Source organism: Pseudomonas sp. BF-RE-22 (genome assembly GCF_019956155.1).
In the GTDB taxonomy this organism is placed as follows: Bacteria; Pseudomonadota; Gammaproteobacteria; order Pseudomonadales; family Pseudomonadaceae; genus Aquipseudomonas; species Aquipseudomonas migulae.
The window spans coordinates 162,679-180,476 of the sequence record NZ_JAHBDD010000022.1 but is presented as its reverse complement, the minus strand read 5'-3'; the positions used below and the strand labels follow the sequence as shown (position 1 = coordinate 180,476).

The window sequence follows — 17,798 nt, the reverse complement described above, 5'->3', positions numbered from 1 at the left end:
CCAACTATGCTGAGCAAGAAATTTCGCAACATCCTGATGTTCAGTTGCATCGCAGCGATATTTGCTGCGGTCGGCTACTGGAACATCAGCCCGGAGCGCTTCCTCGACAAGCCTGTGGCAACGGTCGACGAAAGCGAAATCGACTACTACGCGATCAACGCGCACAGCGTCCAGTTCCTGCCGGATGGCAAACTGCAATACGAAATGACGTCCGACAAGGTTGAACACCTGAAGGCGACCGAAGTGACGCTGCTGACCAACCCGGACCTGAACCTGTTCCGCGGCACCCAGTTCCCTTGGCACGTCCAGAGCGAACACGGCGAGGTCAACCCGGACGGCACCCAGGTCGAACTGATCGACTCGGTGCGCATCACGCGTTTCGACGAGAAAAACCGTAAGACCCTGATTACCACCACCCGTATGACCGTGTTCCCGCAACAGCAATATGCGCAGACCGAGCAACCCGTTAGAATCGACGGCGCTGGCGGTGTATCGACTGGCAAGGGAATGAAAGCGTATTTGAAAGAAAGCAGGATACACCTGCTATCGAACGTAAGAGGACAGTATGAGGCTCGTTAAAACTCTCCCTATTTTGCTCGGCCTGAGCGCAGCACTGGGAAGCGTGAGCGCCTGGGCTCTGCCGAACGATCAACAGCAGCCGATCCGCATCCAGGCCGACGACGCCCAACTGGACGACAAGAACGGTATTGCCACCTATAAAGGTGACGTGATCATCACCCAAGGTTCGATGATCGTTAAAGGCAATACTGTGACCATGACCCGCACCCCTGCGGGCGACATCGACGTGGTGACTTCGGTGGGCAACCTTGCCTATTTCGAACAACTGCAAACGGCGGGCGACACCAAGCCGGTTCAGGGCTGGGGTGTCACCATCCAGTACCACGCCTCGCAAGATCGCGTCGTGCTGATCGATCGCGCCAAAGTTGTCGATAAGGACGGTAACGTCACCCAAGGCGAGAAAATCGTCTACGACACCAACAAAAAGCTTGCCAGCGCAGGCCGTGCCACGGGCACCAACGTGACCGAGTCGCGTCCGCGTATCGACATGGTTATCCAGCCGAAAAAGAAAACCGACGAGCAAAAGGCCCCGTAATGGCAACTCTGAAAGCTCAGCATTTGGCCAAGAGCTACAAGAGCCGTCAGGTCGTGCGCGACGTCAGCCTGTCTATCGACAGCGGTCAGATCGTCGGCCTGCTTGGCCCTAACGGCGCCGGTAAAACCACCTGTTTCTACATGATTGTCGGCCTGGTTCAGGCGGATCAGGGTCGCGTACTGATCGATGATCTGGACGTCAGCCACCAGCCGATGCACGGTCGTGCAAAGGCAGGTATCGGCTATCTTCCGCAAGAAGCGTCGATCTTCCGCAAACTCTCGGTCGCCGACAACATCATGGCGATCCTCGAGACCCGCAAGGAACTCGACAAGGCCGATCGCCGCAAGGAACTGGAAAGCCTGCTGCAGGAATTCCACATCAGCCACATCCGCGACAGCCTCGGCATGAGCCTGTCCGGTGGCGAGCGCCGCCGCGTGGAAATCGCCCGGGCACTGGCCACCAACCCGAAATTCATCCTCCTCGACGAACCGTTCGCCGGCGTGGACCCGATTTCGGTGGGCGACATCAAACAGATCATCTACCACCTCAAGGCCAAGGGCATTGGCGTGCTGATCACCGACCACAACGTCCGTGAGACGCTGGATATCTGCGAAACCGCCTACATCGTCAACGATGGCCAACTGATCGCCGAAGGTGATTCGGCCACCATCCTGGCCAACGACCTCGTGAAAGAAGTCTATCTGGGCCATGAGTTCCGCCTGTAAGCACTAAGGTGTCTGGCTGGCTGCCCGAGCGCTTGTCTCGATAAAAAATCAATACTTTTTTATTGTTACAGCGCTCTAGGCAAACGCTACGGTTTCGGGCATATAATTTGCTTATGTTTGGCGCTTCGGCGCCCTGTAGTGGATGGCGCATGTGCGCCGGCGAATAAGGTGTTTAGCCCCTGCCATGAAACCATCGCTAGTCTTGAGAATGGGCCAGCAGCTGACGATGACACCGCAGCTGCAACAGGCCATCCGCCTGCTCCAATTGTCGACCCTGGACCTGCAACAGGAAATCCAGGAGGCCCTGGAGTCCAATCCGATGCTCGAACGCCAGGAAGAAGGCGACGACTTCGATAACGCCGACCCCTTGGCCGACAAAGCCGAACAGCAACCCAACGCCGACGTTTCAGAACCCTCCTATCAGGAAACCGCCCCGACGGTGGACAACCTCGAGGAAGGTGACTGGAACGAGCGCATTCCCAACGAACTGCCCGTCGACACCGCCTGGGAAGACGTCTACCAGACCAGCGCCAGCAGCCTGCCAAGCAACGATGACGACGAGTGGGATTTCACTACCCGTACATCCGCCGGTGAGAGCCTGCAAAGCCACCTGCTGTGGCAACTGAACCTCGCGCCGATGTCCGACACCGATCGCCTGATCGCCGTGACCCTGATCGACTGCATCAACAATCAGGGCTACCTGGACGAAACCCTTGAGGAAATCCTCGAAGCCTTCGATCCGGAACTCGACATCGAACTGGATGAAATCGAAGCCGTCCTGCATCGTATCCAGCAATTCGAACCCGCCGGCATCGGCGCCCGCAACCTGGGTGAATGCCTGCTGCTGCAATTGCGCCAACTCCCTGCCAAGACACCTTGGCTGGCCGAGGCCAAGCGCCTGGTCACCGATTACATCGACCTGCTCGGCAGCCGCGACTACAGCCAGCTGATGCGCCGCATGAAGCTCAAGGAAGATGAACTGCGCCAGGTGATCGAACTGGTTCAGAGCCTCAACCCGCGCCCTGGCTCGCAGATCGAATCCAGCGAAGCCGAGTACGTCGTCCCCGACGTGATCGTGCGCAAGGACAACGAGCGCTGGCTGGTCGAGCTGAACCAGGAATCGGTGCCACGGCTGCGGGTCAACGCCCAATACGCCGGTTTTGTGCGCCGCGCCGACACCAGTGCCGACAACACCTTCATGCGCAATCAGTTGCAAGAGGCCCGCTGGTTCATCAAGAGCCTGCAAAGCCGCAACGAAACCCTGATGAAAGTTGCCACCCAGATCGTCGAGCATCAGCGCGGTTTTCTGGAATACGGCGACGAAGCGATGAAGCCGCTGGTGCTGCATGACATCGCCGAAGCGGTGGGCATGCACGAGTCGACGATTTCCCGCGTAACCACACAAAAATTCATGCATACCCCCCGGGGCATATATGAGCTGAAATACTTTTTCTCCAGCCACGTCAGCACCTCCGAAGGCGGTGAATGCTCGTCCACGGCGATCCGCGCGATCATCAAAAAACTGGTTGCCGCGGAAAATCAGAAAAAGCCGTTGAGTGACAGCAAGATCGCTGGTTTACTGGAGGCACAAGGCATTCAGGTGGCTCGCCGCACCGTCGCCAAGTACCGCGAATCCCTCGGGATCGCGCCTTCGAGCGAACGCAAGCGGTTGATGTAGAGCCACGCCACAGCGTTCCAGTGGTAGATCATCTGGTCTACCGCTTTATGCACTGGCAACGAAGGAGAAGCTGTATGCAAGTCAACATCAGTGGACACCAACTGGAAGTGACCGAACCTCTTCGCACCTACATCGGCGAAAAACTCGAACGGTTAGAGAGGCATTTCGACAAGATCACCAACGTGCAGGTCACGATGACGGTCGAAAAGCTGAAGCAGAAAATCGAAGCCACGCTGCATATTCCCGGCAATGAAGTGGTCGCCAACGCGGAACATACCGATATGTACGCGGCGATCGACGCATTGACCGACAAGCTGGATAAACAACTCAAAAAGCATAAGGAAAAGACCCAGAGCCTCCTCCAGGGCGCGACCGGTCGTTAACACTCCCAACCCATGATCCGACTTGAAAGCATCCTGACCCCCGGCCGTTCCCTCGTGAACGTGCCGGGCGGCAGCAAAAAGAAAGCCCTCGAGCAAATTGCCAACCTGATCGCCCGGGAAGTGCCGGATCTGGAGATGCAAGATGTCTTCGAGGCGTTGATTGCCCGTGAAAAACTCGGCTCGACCGGTTTTGGCAACGGCATCGCTATCCCTCACTGCCGGCTGAAAGGTTGCACCTCGCCCATCAGTGCCTTGATGCACCTGGACGCCCCCATCGATTTCGACGCCATCGACGGTGCTCCGGTTGACCTGCTGTTCGTCCTGCTGGTCCCCGAAGCCGCTACCGATGCGCACCTTGAATTGCTCCGCCAGATCGCCAGCATGCTCGATCGCAAGGAAGTCCGCGATCGCCTGCGTAGCGCCCCGAGCAATGAAGCCTTGTATCAGGTTGTCCTGGACGAGCAAAACGGGCACTAATCATGCGCTTGATCATCGTCAGTGGCCGTTCCGGCTCAGGTAAAAGCACCGCGCTCGATGTTCTCGAGGACAACGGCTATTACTGCATCGACAACCTGCCCGCCGGATTGTTGCCGGAACTGGCTGAACGCGCGCTGATCCACACCGAACTGGCGCAACCGCTGGTTGCCGTCTCTATTGATGCGCGCAACCTGCCGAGCCACCTGAGCCGGTTTCCGGAACTGCTCGAAGAAGTTCGCAGCCGGCATATCCAGTGCGACGTCCTGTACCTGGACGCCGACGAAGAAACCTTGCTGAAACGTTTTTCGGAAACTCGCCGTCGTCACCCGCTGAGCAGCGCCAATCGCTCGCTGGCCGAGGCGATCAACGACGAAACCAGCCTGCTCGGGCCGATTGCCGACCTCGCCGATCTCAAGGTCATCACCACCAACCTGAACCTGTATCAGCTGCGCGATACCATCAAGTTGCGCCTGCTGAACCAGCCGGAACCCGGTACTGCGTTTTTGGTGGAGTCGTTCGGATTCAAGCGCGGCATGCCGGTGGACGCCGACCTGGTGTTCGACGTGCGCTGCCTGCCGAACCCCTATTGGAAGCCCGAGCTACGCGATCAGTCCGGGCTTGATGAACCGGTTGCCACGTATCTGGCCGCCCAGCCGGACGTCGAAGAGATGTTCCAGGACATCTCCACGTACCTGCTCAAATGGCTGCCGCGCTTTGCCGCCAGCAACCGCGCTTATGTCACCATTGCCATCGGCTGCACCGGCGGGCATCACCGCTCCGTCTATCTGACCGAACGTCTGGGTCAGGCCCTGCAAAAAACCCTGAAGAACGTCCAGGTCCGCCACCGCGACCTCAGCTAAAGGATTCACATCGCGATGCCTGCTCTGGAAATCGAAATCATCAACAAGCTGGGTCTGCATGCCCGTGCTTCCGCCAAATTCGTTGGTGTCGCCGGCGAGTTCAAAGACTGCACGATCAGAGTCGGACGAACGCCGGAATCAACGGTCGACGGCAAAAGCATCATGGCAATGATGATGCTCGCTGCAGGCAAAGGCACCAAAATCTATATCAGCACCGAAGGCGAAGACGAGCAAAGAGCGCTGGATGCGCTGACAGACTTGATCAACCGTTACTTCGACGAAGGCGAATAACGCTCGCCTAGGCGAGCGCTGCATCCATCACCATCATCAAACAAAACCCGATCAGCAGCCCAAGGCTGGCCAGCTTGTCGTGACCATGGCGGCGCGACTCGGGGATGACTTCGTGCGTGACCACCAGCAACATGGCCCCGGCCGCGAGCGCCAGGCCCAATGGCAACAGCAGTTCGGCCAGGCTCACCAGCCAGGCGCACAACAGTGCGAAGACCGGCTCGACCAAGCCTGATGCTGCCCCGATCAGGAACGCCTTGACCCGCGACATCCCTGCCCCGGCCAACACCAACGCAATGACCAATCCTTCCGGCACATCCTGCAAGGCGATGCCCATGGCCAGGCTGTCGGCGTCGGGCATGCCGCCACCCGCCGAGACACCGACCGCCATGCCTTCGGGAATGTTATGGGCAATGATGGCAAACACGAACAACCAGATCCGTGGCGCAATGACCGGCCGCTCCAGCGTGCCGACGAGCATTTCCGGTGAGGCGCCGGAAACCTTTCGATCCACCAGATACAGCCCGAACGCGCCAAGCATGATGCCGAAACTGATCAGACCGCTGGCCGCCCAGGGTGTCAGCCCCAGGCTTTCAGCGGCGGCAATGCCCGGCACGATCAGCGAAAACGCCGTCGCCGCGAGCATCACCCCGGCACCGAAGCCGAGCAGCGTATCGCTGACCGCCTGGGGCATGCGTCGAATCACCAGCACCGGCACCGCGCCCAAGGCCGTGCCCAAGGCGCAAATGGCCCCGCCCTGCAACGCACGCAGCAGTTTCGGCTCAAGGTCCAGCCACGCGAGCCCATGCGCAACCAACAGGCTCATGCCCGCCAGTAGTAACAGCGACCCAAACGCGTAACGAAACATTCGTCCACTTCCGATCGCCAGTGTTTCAGTGCCCATAGCCCGCCCAGGATTGTTTTTATAGAAGACTTAAACCAGTGCAGCCTGATAGCGCGCAGCGACTTCGGGCCAATTGATCACGTTGTAAAAAGCGTTGATGTATTCCGGCCGGCGGTTTTGATACTGCAGGTAATAGGCATGCTCCCAGACATCCAGCCCCAGAATCGGCGTATTGCCGCTCATCAAGGGACTGTCCTGGTTGCCGCTGCTTTCAACGACCAGCGTCTTTTGCGGCGTCACACTCAGCCAGGCCCAGCCACTGCCGAAACGGGTCAGCGCGGCTTTGGTGAAGGCCTCCTTGAAACGGTCGAGGCCACCCAACTGGTCTTCGATGGCCTTGGCCAGCTCACCGTCCGGCTGACCGCCGCCGTTGGGCACCATCACTTCCCAGAACAGCGAGTGGTTGGCGTGACCGCCGCCCTGATTGATCACCGCCGCGCGGAGCTTTTCCGGCAGTTGCTGGACTGCTGCCACCAGTTTTTCCACCGGCCACTCGGCGAACTCGGTGCCTTCGACAGCCGCGTTGAGGTTATTGATGTAAGTCTGGTGATGCTTGGTGTAGTGGATTTCCATGGTCTGCGCATCGATGTGCGGTTCCAGGGCATCGTAGGCATACGGCAAGGCAGGCAAGCTAAAAGCCATTTCAGTGGACTCCGTGATGTAGAGGCGCAGGGGGCGACGCGGCATCGACGTGCAGCAAACGATGAGTGCGCGGGTATTCGCCATGCTCGCTGATGAAATTCAGCAGTTCGACGTAGGTTTTGCTGCTCTGACGCAGTGCGGCTTCACGCAATGCCGGCGCCAGTCGCGGGTCCTGCATGGTCTTCAACAAGCGCTGGTGGATGGCGCACAGGTATTCGGCGCTCTCCTCCGGCTGGTTCAGACGCAAATGCAGGTCCGCGAGGTTGTGATGGGAAATGACGCAGGCCGCCACCGCTTCGTCGGCATCCGCCCAGCGCTCGAACAACACCTGGGCCAGGGCCAATGCCTGCAAGTACGCCTCGCGGGCATCGACGTATTCGCCCAGCATGAAACAACGGTTTGCCCTTTCGATCGTGCGTTTCCAGTGCTCCATGGTGAGCCTCCTAAGCGGTTGCGGTGATTACACGCCGCCTGCGGTGAGCTTTTCCGGATTGAGCAACTCTTCCAGTTGGCTGCGCGACAGTTCGGTGTGCTCCAGAGCGACATCGATCACCGGCCGGCCCTGCTGATAAGCCTTCTTGGCGATCTCCGCAGCTTTTTGGTAACCAATGATCGGGTTGAGTGCCGTGACCAGTATCGGGTTGCGCGACAGCGCTTCCTTGAGCCTGGCTTCGTTCACCTTGAAACTGGCGATAGCCTTTTCACCCAAGAGGTGGCTGGAGTTGGCCAGCAATTCGATGCTGCTCAGCAGGTTCTGGGCGATGATCGGCAGCATCACGTTCAGCTCGAAATTGCCCGACTGACCGGCGATGGTGATCACCGTGTCATTGCCGATCACCTGGGCGGCGACCATCGCGGTGGCTTCCGGGATCACCGGGTTGACCTTGCCGGGCATGATCGACGAGCCCGGCTGCAAGGCTTCGAGTTCGATTTCACCGAGGCCGGCCAGCGGGCCGGAGTTCATCCAGCGCAGGTCGTTGGCGATTTTCATCAGCGAGACAGCGGTGGTTTTCAGCTGCCCGGAAACCGCAACGGCGGTGTCCTGAGAGCCGATCAGTGCAAACAGATCTGTGCCCGGCGTGAATTGCACCTGAGTCAACTTGCTCAACTGCTGGCTGAAAAGCCCGGCAAATTCAGGGTGCGCATTGATACCGGTGCCCACCGCCGTGCCACCCTGAGCCAGAGATTGCAGGCTCGGCAGCAGATCCTGCAGATGGCCGATGTTGGCTTTGAGCTGTTGCGCCCAACCGTTGAGCACCTGGCTCATGCGCACCGGCATCGCATCCATCAAGTGAGTGCGACCGGTTTTGACGTGGTGGTGAACCTCTTCAGCCTTTTGCTCGATCACCTGCACCAAGCGCACCAATGCCGGCAGCAATTGCTCATGCAATGCCAGCGCAGCGCTGACGTGGATGGTGGTCGGGATGATGTCGTTGCTGCTCTGCCCGCAGTTGACGTGATCGTTGGGGTTCACCGGCTCGCCAAGCAGTCGGCTCGCCAGCGTGGCAATCACTTCGTTGGCGTTCATGTTGGAACTGGTGCCGGAACCGGTCTGGAAAATATCCACCGGGAAGTGCTGCATGAAGTCGTCCTTGAGCAAACCCAACGCCGCTTCGACGATGGCATTGCCCTGGGATTCGCTGATCTGCTTGAGTTCGACGTTGGCGCGGGCGGCAGCGGCCTTGGCCAGGATCAGCGCACGGATGAACTGCACGGGCATCGGCTTGCCGCTGATCGGGAAGTTGTTCACCGCACGCTGGGTCTGTGCGCCGTAGAGGGCGTCCACCGGGACCTGAAGCTCGCCCATGCTGTCGCGCTCAATACGTGTCTTGGTCATCAGAAAGTCCTTGCACCAGTTCTATGAGAGGAATCGAAGGCTGCAACTCGCAGGTCGCCAGTTGCCAGGTGTAGCTTTGCCAGCGCTTGAGGCGGCATTTGCACAGAGAGAGGCGTTCGAGTTCGCGCAACGGGCGCCATGCCTGGTCCAGGCAATAGGTTCGCCAGTGCCAGGGCAGCGCGACGTCTGCGGCGGTGTCGAGCAATAAACGGAAAGAGGTTTCGGCGATGGTCCAGGGTGAAGTCGCCGTGCAACACGCCAGATACCGGCCTTCGGCCAGGTAGTGGTCGATCAGGCGCGGCTCGTCAGGGTCCATCCCGCAACGGATCTGGCGACTCATCCAGCGCCAGCTTTCGAGGTAAGGCTGCTCGTGCAAGGCAGAACTCATGATCCGGGGCTCATTCGGTAATGAGATTTATTATTAGATGATAATGAGAACCAACACAAGCCCAAGGGTGTGGTCCCTTGTTGGAGCCGGCTTGCTGACGATTGCGATCTGGCATTCAACATCGATGTCGACTGATTGACCGCAATCGCCAGCAAGCCGGCTCCTACAGGTGTGTTATGCGGGCACAAAAAAAGGCGCGCCACCCGATGGGTGACGCGCCTTTTGTGTAGCGGTCGCGGGTTAGCTGCCTGCGACTGTCATCCGCTCGATCAGCACCGAACCCGTGCGAATGTTGCTGCGCAATTCCAGGTCGTTACCCACCGCAATGATCTGCTTGAACATGTCGCGCATGTTGCCGGCGATGGTCACTTCCTGGACGGCGAACTGGATTTCGCCATTCTCGACCCAGTAACCCGCCGCGCCACGGGAGTAATCGCCCGTGACCATGTTCAGGCCCTGGCCCATCAGCTCGGTGACCAGCAAGCCACGGCCCATGCGGCGCAGCAACGCCGCCTGATCTTCATCGCCATGGGTGACGAACAGGTTGTGCACGCCACCGGCGTTGGCCGTGCTCGGCATGCCGAGTTTGCGACCGGAATAGGTGCCGAGGATGTAGGACACCAACTCGCCTTTTTCGACGAACGGTTTGGCGTAGGTCGCCAGGCCATCGCCGTCAAACGCCGAACTGCCCATCGCGCGCATCAAATGCGGACGCTCATCGATGGTCAGCCATTCCGGGAACAGCTTCTGACCCAAGGTGCCTTCAAGGAACGACGATTTGCGATACAGACTGCCGCCGGAAATCGCCGAAAGGAAACTGCCGAACAAGCCACCGGCCAGCTCAGCGGAAAACAATACCGGCACTTCACAGGTCGGCACCGGACGTGCACCCAGTCGGCTCGCCGCCCGCTGCGCGGCACGCTGGCCGATGCTCGCCGGGTCGGCCAGCAAGTTGCCCTGGCGATTGACGTCGTACCAGTAATCACGCTGCATCTGGCCGTCGGCTTCGGCGATCATGACGCAGCTCAAGCTATGACGAGTCGATGCATAGCCGCCGATAAAACCGTGGCTGTTGCCGTAAACGCGGCAGCCCTGATGCGTGCTGAGGGTGGTGCCGTCGGCGTTCTTGATCCGGCTGTCGGTGGCAAATGCCGCAGCTTCACAGCTCAGGGCCATCTCGATGGCTTGTTCCGGTGTGATGTCCCACTGATGGAACAGGTCGAAATCCTGCAGATCCTTGGCCATCAGCGCGGCATCCGCCAGGCCGGCGGCTTCGTCTTCGGAGGTGTGTTTAGCGATGGCCAGTGCCGCAGCGACGGTTTCACGAATCGCTTCAGGACCGCTGGCCGACGTGCTGGCCGAGCCCTTGCGCTGCCCGACGTACAAGGTGATGCCAAAGCCCTGATCGCGGTTGAATTCGACGGTTTCGACCTCGCGCTGACGCACCGATGTGGACAGGCCCTGCTCCAGGGACACCGCCACTTCACAGGCACTGGCGCCCTGACGCTTGGCTTCAGCGATGATCTGCTCGACTTGTTCTTGCAGTGCCGGCAACGCTTGTGGGCCGACGCTTTCAACTGCACTCATGCTGTTCTCCACTCAAATTCTGCTTTCGGTAAAGGCCTTCGAGCGACCGGGCCGGACAAGCGGCCCCCGACTGGTTATCATGGCGGCGTTTCTTTGCGGACGGCCACCATGGTTGATTCTTACGACGACTCCCTCGATACGGGAGAAAAAAGCAAATCCCAGGTTAAACGCGAGCTGCATGCTCTGGTTGACCTCGGCGAACGCCTTACAACGCTCAAGCCTGACTTGCTGGCAAAACTCCCGTTGACCGACGCTCTGCGCCGGGCTCTGGGCGATGCGCCCAAGCACACCGCGAATATCGCGCGTAAACGGCACCTTATGTTCATCGGCAAACTGATGCGCGATCAGGACACTGACGCCATTCTGACTTTGCTCGATCAACTCGATGCCTCCACCCGGCAGTACAACGAACGTTTCCATGGCCTGGAACGCTGGCGCGATCGCTTGATCGCGGGCGACGATGCAGTCCTGGAGAAGTTCGTGCTCGACTACCCGGAGGCTGATCGTCAGCAGTTGCGCTCCCTGATCCGTCAGGCCCAGCACGAACTGGCGACCAACAAGCCACCGGCATCGAGCCGTAAAATCTTCAAGTACATCCGTGAGCTGGACGAGACTCAACGCGGTCTGCGTTGAATCTCTTCTCGGGTGAGTCGCCACGCGGCTCACCCGAAGCTCCATCCCTTACGATCCTGTACCACCCACAGTGATCGCATCGATTTTCAGCGTTGGCTGGCCGACACCCACCGGCACCGACTGCCCATCCTTGCCGCACGTGCCCACGCCGCTGTCCAGCGCCAGGTCATTACCGACCATCGACACCTTGCTCATCGCTTCAGGCCCGTTGCCGATCAACGTTGCGCCTTTGACCGGCGCCGTAATCTTGCCGTCTTCGATCAGGTACGCCTCGCTGGTGGAGAACACGAACTTGCCGCTGGTGATGTCCACCTGACCGCCGCCAAGGTTGGCGCAGTAGATGCCGCGCTTCACTGACGCGATGATTTCCGCCGGATCGCTTTCGCCCGCCAGCATGTAGGTATTGGTCATGCGTGGCATTGGCAGGTGCGCGTAGGACTCTCGGCGACCGTTACCGGTGCGGGCGACGCCCATCAGGCGCGCGTTGAGCTTGTCCTGCATGTAGCCTTTGAGTACGCCGTTTTCGATCAGCGTGGTGCACTCGGTCGGGGTGCCTTCGTCGTCGACGCTCAACGAACCGCGACGACCGGCCAGCGTGCCGTCATCGACGATGGTGCAGAGCTTGGACGCAACCATCTCGCCCATACGACCACTGTAAGCGGAGCTGCCCTTGCGGTTGAAATCGCCTTCCAGACCGTGACCGACCGCTTCGTGCAGCAACACGCCGGACCAGCCCGAACCCAACACCACCGGCAACGTACCGGCCGGTGCCGGAATGGCTTCGAGGTTGACCAGCGCCTGACGCAACGCTTCACGGGCGTAGCCCATGGCGCGGTCGTCGCTGAGGAAATAACGGTAATCGGTACGCCCGCCGCCGCCATGGCCGCCGCGCTCGCGACGACCGTTCTGCTCGACGATGACGCTGACGTTGAAGCGCACCAGCGGCCGCACATCCGCTGCCAGGCTGCCGTCGGTCGAAGCGACAAGAATGCGTTCCCAGACGCCAGCCATGCTCACCGTGACTTGCTGGATACGCGGGTCGAGAGCGCGGGTGGCGACGTCGATGCGTTTGAGCAGTTCGACTTTCTCGGCGCGGGTCATCACTTCCAGCGGGTTGTCCGGCCCGTACAACTGGGCGACGTCCTGGGTGGTGAAGGCCTGCACCGTGCCGTTCTGCCCGGCGCGGGAGATCGAGCGCGCAGCACGGGCCGCAGCGCCAAGGGCTTCGAGGGTAATGGCATTGCTGTAGGCAAAACCGGTTTTCTCACCCGATTGCGCGCGCACGCCAACGCCCTGGTCAAGGTTGAAACTGCCTTCCTTGACGATGCCGTCTTCCAGCGCCCAGGACTCGGAAATCTGCCCCTGGAAATACAGGTCGGCGGCATCGATGCCCGGGCCGGCCAGATCGCCGAGCACACCTTGCAGGCTTTCGATGGTAACGCCGCCGGGCGCCAGGAGGTGTTCACTGACTGAGGACAACAACTCGCTCATATGCTTTACGCCTTAAATTCATCGTTCTGAGGCAGGTCGCCGGGCGCCCTGCGAGAAAAAGCGCCGGTGACTGGACACCGGCATCCGCGCCCGGATGGACGCCTGTTCGCTGCTATCGCGTTCGGCCAGCAGCACGGCCTCGCCTTGATCCTGTTGCACCAGCACTCGACCCCACGGGTCGACAATTGCGGCATGCCCCCAGGTTTCTCGCGGCCCCGGATGCGTTCCACCCTGGGCAGCCGCGAGCACGTAACACTGGGTCTCAATGGCCCGCGCACGAATCAGCACATCCCAATGCGCCGCGCCGGTCACTGCGGTAAAGGCCGACGGCGCGGTAATCAACTCCGCCCCGGCAGCGCGCAATTCGCTGTACAACTCGGGGAAGCGCAGGTCGTAACAGACCGTCAGGCCGACTCGACCGACGGGCGTGTCCGCGACCACCACGCCACTGCCATAAGCATAGTCATCGGACTCACGATACCGCCCACGGTTGTCCGCCACGTCCACGTCGAACAAATGCAGCTTGTCGTAGCGTGCCACCGTTTCGCCCTGATCATTGACCAGCAGCGAGCAGGCATGCACTTTCGCCGCTGGCTGATCCGCCGGCGGCAACGGCAATGTGCCGGCCACTATCCATAACTTGAGGTCGCGGGCGGTCTGTTTCAACCAGGGCAGGATCGGACCTTCGCCCAACGCCTCGGCGCGGCCGATGTCAGCGATGTCGCGTCGGCCCATGGCGGCGAAGTTTTCCGGCAGCACGGCAAGCTTTGCGCCCCCGACGGCCGCTTGTTCAAGCAGCCGACGGGCCTGGGCCAGATTGGCCAGCACGTCGCTCTGGCTGACCATTTGAATCACCGCAAAAGACATGGCGCGCTCCTGAATAGACAGGCGTCCATGCTACTCCATAGGCCTGGCGTGTGGGTTCTGAAAAAGCGCGTCAAAAAGGTTTGTCGAAGGTGATTTTCGGCTCTTTCCACGGGCCTTTGACGGTGTATTTCACGCTGGCGAAACGTGCCACGCGGTCACCGATCAGCTTGTCGATCAGGAACAGCGCCCCACCGATGGCCGGTGCACCGACAATCAGCGCGGCAATCGGCAAGTTGTTGGTAACCGGCAAGGTCACCAGCAGTTTCGCATCGATCTGATCACCCACCAGGTCCAGCGTGCCATTGAGCTCGACATTGCTCGACGGACCGGTCAGCAGAATCGGCTCACGGGTCACGTAAACGCCGTTGGTCCCGACCAGCAGGCCTTTGACCCGGTCGTAACTCAAGCCTTTGCCAAACAGATCGGAGAAGTCCAGCCGCAAGCGCCGGCCGATGGAGTTGAAGTTGAGCAGGCCAAACACCCGCAACGCCTGAGCGCCACCCTCGACTTCAACGAACTGGCCTTTGTTCAGCGACGCATCAAGCGTCCCGGAGAAGCGCTTGGTGGCCAGCCAGGCCGGTGAACCGGGCCAGCGACCGTCGACATCCATATGAAACTCTTCGCTGGTGACACTGGGCGCAAAGCCCCAGCCTTTCAGCACATCCGCCAGATTTTTGCCGCTGACCCGGCCCTTGTACCAACTGGTGGAAGCACCGGGCGCGCCTTCCCAGCCACCGCTGCCCTGCAACAGAAGGCCCTTGAGGCCCAGATCCAGCGTATTGAGCGCTATGCCTTTGGCGGTCGGACGCACTTTCAGCGACCAGCCCCCGACCAGGTCCTGCCCCTGGAACAGTTGATTGATGGTGATATCCAGCGCCGGGATCTTCGTCGGATCCACGGAAGCCAATGGATCCGGCGAATTTTCATCGGCCAAAACCGTTGGGTCCGGTGCCGGCAAACGCACGTATTGCAGATTGATCGCAATCGGTGCGGCTTTCGCATCGGGGATACCGGCGGTGCCCTTGACCTGTTGGCTGTCGAGTTGCAGGGCCCACGCACTCGGCTTGCGGTTCAACTGCACCGAGGCCTGATCAAGCGTGGTACCGATGCCGCTGAGCTTGCCGACCTTGAAATCCGCACCGCTGAGCAACTGCTTGGCGCTGCCGCCCGGATCCTGGCCGGCATACTTGTCCACCAGATCCTTCCACGGGCCGACATCCAGCTCCGACAGCACGCCGCGCACCCGCAGGCCTTTGCCGCCTGGCAATACGGCATCGCCACCACCGAGGAACAGTTCACCGCGACCGTCGGCAAAACTGCCGGCCGGCGCTGCAAACGTGAAGCTGGCCAATTCGCCGTACTTGACCCAGTAACGCCGTTCCGGCCCTTGCAGGGTCATGCGGAACGTCGTGTCACGCCCCACATCGGCCGCCATGCCGAACGGGGCCGGCAAATCGACGGCCACACCTTTGAGGCTGGAATTGACCATCAACTGGCTGTCTGCGCCATCCAGGTTCAGTTGCAACTGATACGGGATCAAACCAGAGACCGGCAACGGCTGCGTGACACTCAGCCAATCAGTCAGCTTTTTGACCTCGACCTGGCCGGAAGCGGTGACGCGCGTCTTGATGTCGCCTGGACTGCCATCGGCGAAAATCTGTGCGGTGACGGGTTTGTCAAAGGCACGAGCGGTGATGTTCTGCCCACTCAAGCCTTTGGTGCTGTCGAAGCGGAAATCGCCCTTCAACTGAGTCAGTTCAAGGACTGGCTCGGCCAGTTTCAAGCGCGCCTTGGCGGTCTTGAAGTCGACGAGGATATTCGGCTGTTCGCCTTTGGCCAGCGGAATATCCAGTTTCAGCTTGCCCTTCAGCTCGCCCTCGCCTTCCCATCCGGCGAAGGTGGCGGCGGTGCCGATCGGCGCTTCCTGGAGAATTTTCAGGCCATCGCCCAACCCGCCAGCGAAAGCACCATCGAGCAACAGGTGAGGGTTTTGCCCGGCGGGCGCGTGGGGAATATTGACGTAAATATCGCTGACTTGTGTGTCGAGCAACTGACCTTTGCTGGCCAGAATCCGCACGCCACTGTCTTCGATGAACACGTCGCCAGTGACCTTGCTGACATGCGGCCAGCCCGGCTGGAACGCCAGCTCGGCATCGTGCACTTTGAAGAACAGGCTGATGCTGCGCGCGGTGTCGGCGGCGCCATGGTTCAGCGAGCCCTGATACTGGAAGAAGCCCTGGTCTACCGCGCCCTTGAGAATCGCCGTACGCAACCATTCGTCCAGCGCCGGGCTGAGCACTTCGGGCAGGTACTTGGCGGTGTACTTGCCATCGCCCTCCACCAGGCCGACCCGCAGGTCCATGTAGTCTTCCTGGGTGTGATCGAAATGCAGGCGGATCAGGAAGTCGCCGGCAATCTTGCCCTCTTCGCCCAGCACCTTCAGGTACGGCGCGATCAGGGTGAAACCTTCTTTGTCGAGCTTCCAGGTCAAACGGGCGTTGGCCTGAATGTATTGCCATGGCTTGGCGAAAATCGGGTCCAGGTGCAGGGAAAAATCCTTGCTGTCCATGCGCAGTTCGCCGTGCCCCAGATCACCGCTGATGCTGCCGCTGACATTCCGCGCTGCCGGGGCGCCGTGATAGGCATCAAAGCCGACCCGGTCGAGGTTGGCGGCAAAACTGACCTTGCTGTCGTCGGTGGCGTTGGGCCGGATGTCGACCAGCACGTTACGCAAACCACCCGTCACCTTGAGCCGCTCGACGGCGGTGGCGAGGCCTTCGGGCAATGGCCCCAAGGCATTCAGCAGCGGAGTCAGCGGGGTGAGGTCGAGGCGGTCGGCTTGCAGATGCCAGAGCTCTTCGGTCGTGTCGGTGGCCAGGCTCTGTTTGAGTTGCAGGTGCGATTCCCAGCGGGTCTCACCGAAGTTCATGGACAGCGAGTCCACCGTCACCAGAAAGCCTTCGGCACTGCGCTGGAAATAACTGTTGAGCGCCAGGTTGTTGATCTGGATCGGCTTGCGCTCGGCGTAGGCGCCCTTGAGTTGCGGCGCGTTCAAGCGGATCGCGGCGCTTTGCAGAGCGCCTTTGCTCCAGTTGATCCAAAGCTCGCCACCGGCCTTGATCTCGGAAAAATTCCATTGCTGGGTCACACGCTCGGGCAGCCATTTCGACCAGTCGCTTTGCGGCAGGCTCAGGTACGCATCCGCTGCACCGTCCTGCCACTGACTGGCGCTAATGCGGGTGCGCACGCTCATGGCAACCGGCTGGCCGTCGGGCAGGGTCAGCCGTGCGTCGAGTCGCTGCCGGGAGACGCCGGTTTTCAGATTCAGGCCAACGTAGGTCAAGGTCAGCGGCGGGTGATCCAGTGGCTGCAAGGTCACTTGGCTGTCGAGCACCGACAACTGCTGGACCATCTGCATGCGATTGAGCAGTTGTTCCGGATCCAGCGGCTGATCCTGCTGCACCGGCAAGCCTTCCAGCGCCCAATGACCGTCCTCGCCTTCCTTGAGGCTGATCTTCAGACCGTTGAGTTCCAGATGAGCGATGCGCAGTTCACGGGCCGTCAGGCTGGCCCAGAGGTCCGGCACCGCGCGCACCTGATCCAGACGCAGGGCATTGGTGCCCTCGCCGACCATCACGTCGTGAGCCAGCAGAATCGGCGCGAAGCCACTCCAGTTGCCTTCCAGCTCACCGATATGCAGCGGCATGCCCAGGGCAGCACCGGCTTTGGTTTCGACTTCGGCCCGGTACTCGGCCACCAGCGGCGCCAGCTCGCGACCGAGACTGACGTAAAGCGCCATCATCACCAAAGCCAACGCGCACAGGCCCAGACCCCAGCGGGTCAGTGCGGCCAAAATGCGTGTCAGACGGTCCATGTCAGTTGGCTCCCATGGCAAAATTACTGCAAAAAGCTGAGGCCAGCTGT

Annotated in this window: 18 protein-coding genes; 9 read left to right on the top strand and 9 right to left on the bottom strand. The window is 60.4% G+C overall.

Going from position 1 to position 17,798, the window contains the following annotated elements; all coding sequences use genetic code 11:
* Window positions 1-6 precede the first annotated feature (6 nt).
* The 8 genes from lptC to KGA82_RS13395 all read left to right on the top strand — a co-directional run bounded on the left by lptC (window position 7) and on the right by KGA82_RS13395 (window position 5,528).
* Window positions 7-579, top strand: a complete 573-nt coding sequence (lptC, locus tag KGA82_RS13430; protein WP_223450697.1) for an LPS export ABC transporter periplasmic protein LptC — start codon at window positions 7-9, stop codon at window positions 577-579.
* Entirely contained in the window at window positions 566-1,114 is a 549-nt protein-coding gene (lptA, locus tag KGA82_RS13425) for a lipopolysaccharide transport periplasmic protein LptA (protein WP_008026920.1), read from the top strand. Before lptC ends, lptA begins: the two co-directional genes overlap by 14 nt.
* On the top strand, window positions 1,114-1,839 hold the full coding sequence (lptB, locus tag KGA82_RS13420) for an LPS export ABC transporter ATP-binding protein (protein WP_008026918.1): 726 nt from the start codon (window positions 1,114-1,116) through the stop codon (window positions 1,837-1,839). The genes lptA and lptB overlap by 1 nt, the downstream gene beginning before the upstream one ends.
* Window positions 1,840-2,023: 184 nt before the next feature.
* Window positions 2,024-3,517 carry an RNA polymerase factor sigma-54 gene (locus KGA82_RS13415; protein ID WP_032828652.1) on the top strand — a complete coding sequence of 498 codons (1,494 nt, stop codon included), beginning with the start codon at window positions 2,024-2,026 and terminating at the stop codon, window positions 3,515-3,517.
* Window positions 3,518-3,591: 74 nt separating this feature from the next.
* A complete protein-coding gene (gene hpf / locus KGA82_RS13410) occupies window positions 3,592-3,900 on the top strand; it encodes a ribosome hibernation-promoting factor, HPF/YfiA family (RefSeq protein ID WP_007941242.1) in 309 nt (102 codons plus the stop codon).
* A gap of 12 nt (window positions 3,901-3,912) precedes the next feature.
* Entirely contained in the window at window positions 3,913-4,377 is a 465-nt protein-coding gene (gene ptsN / locus KGA82_RS13405; RefSeq protein WP_008026914.1) for a PTS IIA-like nitrogen regulatory protein PtsN, read from the top strand.
* A gap of 2 nt (window positions 4,378-4,379) precedes the next feature.
* A complete protein-coding gene (gene rapZ / locus KGA82_RS13400; protein ID WP_008026911.1) occupies window positions 4,380-5,237 on the top strand; it encodes an RNase adapter RapZ in 858 nt (285 codons plus the stop codon).
* Window positions 5,238-5,252: 15 nt separating this feature from the next.
* Window positions 5,253-5,528 (top strand): HPr family phosphocarrier protein, encoded by a 276-nt coding sequence (locus KGA82_RS13395; RefSeq protein ID WP_008037392.1) that lies wholly within the window; start codon window positions 5,253-5,255, stop codon window positions 5,526-5,528.
* Between the two features lie 7 nt (window positions 5,529-5,535).
* On the opposite strand, the gene KGA82_RS13390 is transcribed toward KGA82_RS13395, so the two are convergent.
* The 6 genes from KGA82_RS13390 to pmbA all read right to left on the bottom strand — a co-directional run bounded on the left by KGA82_RS13390 (window position 5,536) and on the right by pmbA (window position 10,883).
* Entirely contained in the window at window positions 5,536-6,429 is an 894-nt protein-coding gene (locus KGA82_RS13390; RefSeq protein ID WP_223450696.1) for a ZIP family metal transporter, read from the bottom strand.
* A gap of 30 nt (window positions 6,430-6,459) precedes the next feature.
* The gene (locus KGA82_RS13385) at window positions 6,460-7,071 is read right to left on the bottom strand and encodes a superoxide dismutase (protein ID WP_223450694.1); all 612 of its coding nucleotides are present in this window, start codon (window positions 7,069-7,071) and stop codon (window positions 6,460-6,462) included.
* A gap of 1 nt (window position 7,072) precedes the next feature.
* Window positions 7,073-7,504 (bottom strand): hypothetical protein, encoded by a 432-nt coding sequence (locus KGA82_RS13380; RefSeq protein WP_008026901.1) that lies wholly within the window; start codon window positions 7,502-7,504, stop codon window positions 7,073-7,075.
* A 27-nt stretch (window positions 7,505-7,531) separates the two neighbouring features.
* Window positions 7,532-8,908 carry a class II fumarate hydratase gene (locus KGA82_RS13375; RefSeq protein ID WP_192227730.1) on the bottom strand — a complete coding sequence of 459 codons (1,377 nt, stop codon included), beginning with the start codon at window positions 8,906-8,908 and terminating at the stop codon, window positions 7,532-7,534.
* Window positions 8,889-9,296, bottom strand: a complete 408-nt coding sequence (locus KGA82_RS13370) for a FagA protein (RefSeq protein ID WP_223450686.1) — start codon at window positions 9,294-9,296, stop codon at window positions 8,889-8,891. Before KGA82_RS13370 ends, KGA82_RS13375 begins: the two co-directional genes overlap by 20 nt.
* Before the next feature lie 240 nt (window positions 9,297-9,536).
* The gene (pmbA, locus tag KGA82_RS13365; protein WP_207285276.1) at window positions 9,537-10,883 is read right to left on the bottom strand and encodes a metalloprotease PmbA; all 1,347 of its coding nucleotides are present in this window, start codon (window positions 10,881-10,883) and stop codon (window positions 9,537-9,539) included.
* Window positions 10,884-10,991: 108 nt separating this feature from the next.
* On the opposite strand from pmbA, the gene yjgA reads away from it, so the two are divergent.
* A complete protein-coding gene (gene yjgA, locus KGA82_RS13360; protein WP_008026892.1) occupies window positions 10,992-11,516 on the top strand; it encodes a ribosome biogenesis factor YjgA in 525 nt (174 codons plus the stop codon).
* Window positions 11,517-11,564: 48 nt separating this feature from the next.
* Here the strand turns inward: yjgA and tldD are convergent, their stop codons facing one another.
* The 3 genes from tldD to KGA82_RS13345 all read right to left on the bottom strand — a co-directional run bounded on the left by tldD (window position 11,565) and on the right by KGA82_RS13345 (window position 17,748).
* Window positions 11,565-13,007: a metalloprotease TldD gene (gene tldD / locus KGA82_RS13355; RefSeq protein ID WP_008037402.1), complete on the bottom strand. Its 1,443-nt coding sequence runs from the start codon at window positions 13,005-13,007 to the stop codon at window positions 11,565-11,567.
* 18 nt (window positions 13,008-13,025) lie between these two features.
* Window positions 13,026-13,874, bottom strand: a complete 849-nt coding sequence (locus KGA82_RS13350) for a carbon-nitrogen hydrolase family protein (protein ID WP_223450684.1) — start codon at window positions 13,872-13,874, stop codon at window positions 13,026-13,028.
* A 70-nt stretch (window positions 13,875-13,944) separates the two neighbouring features.
* Complete coding sequence (locus KGA82_RS13345; RefSeq protein ID WP_223450683.1) at window positions 13,945-17,748, bottom strand: YhdP family protein; 3,804 nt, start codon at window positions 17,746-17,748, stop codon at window positions 13,945-13,947.
* Window positions 17,749-17,798 lie beyond the last annotated feature (50 nt).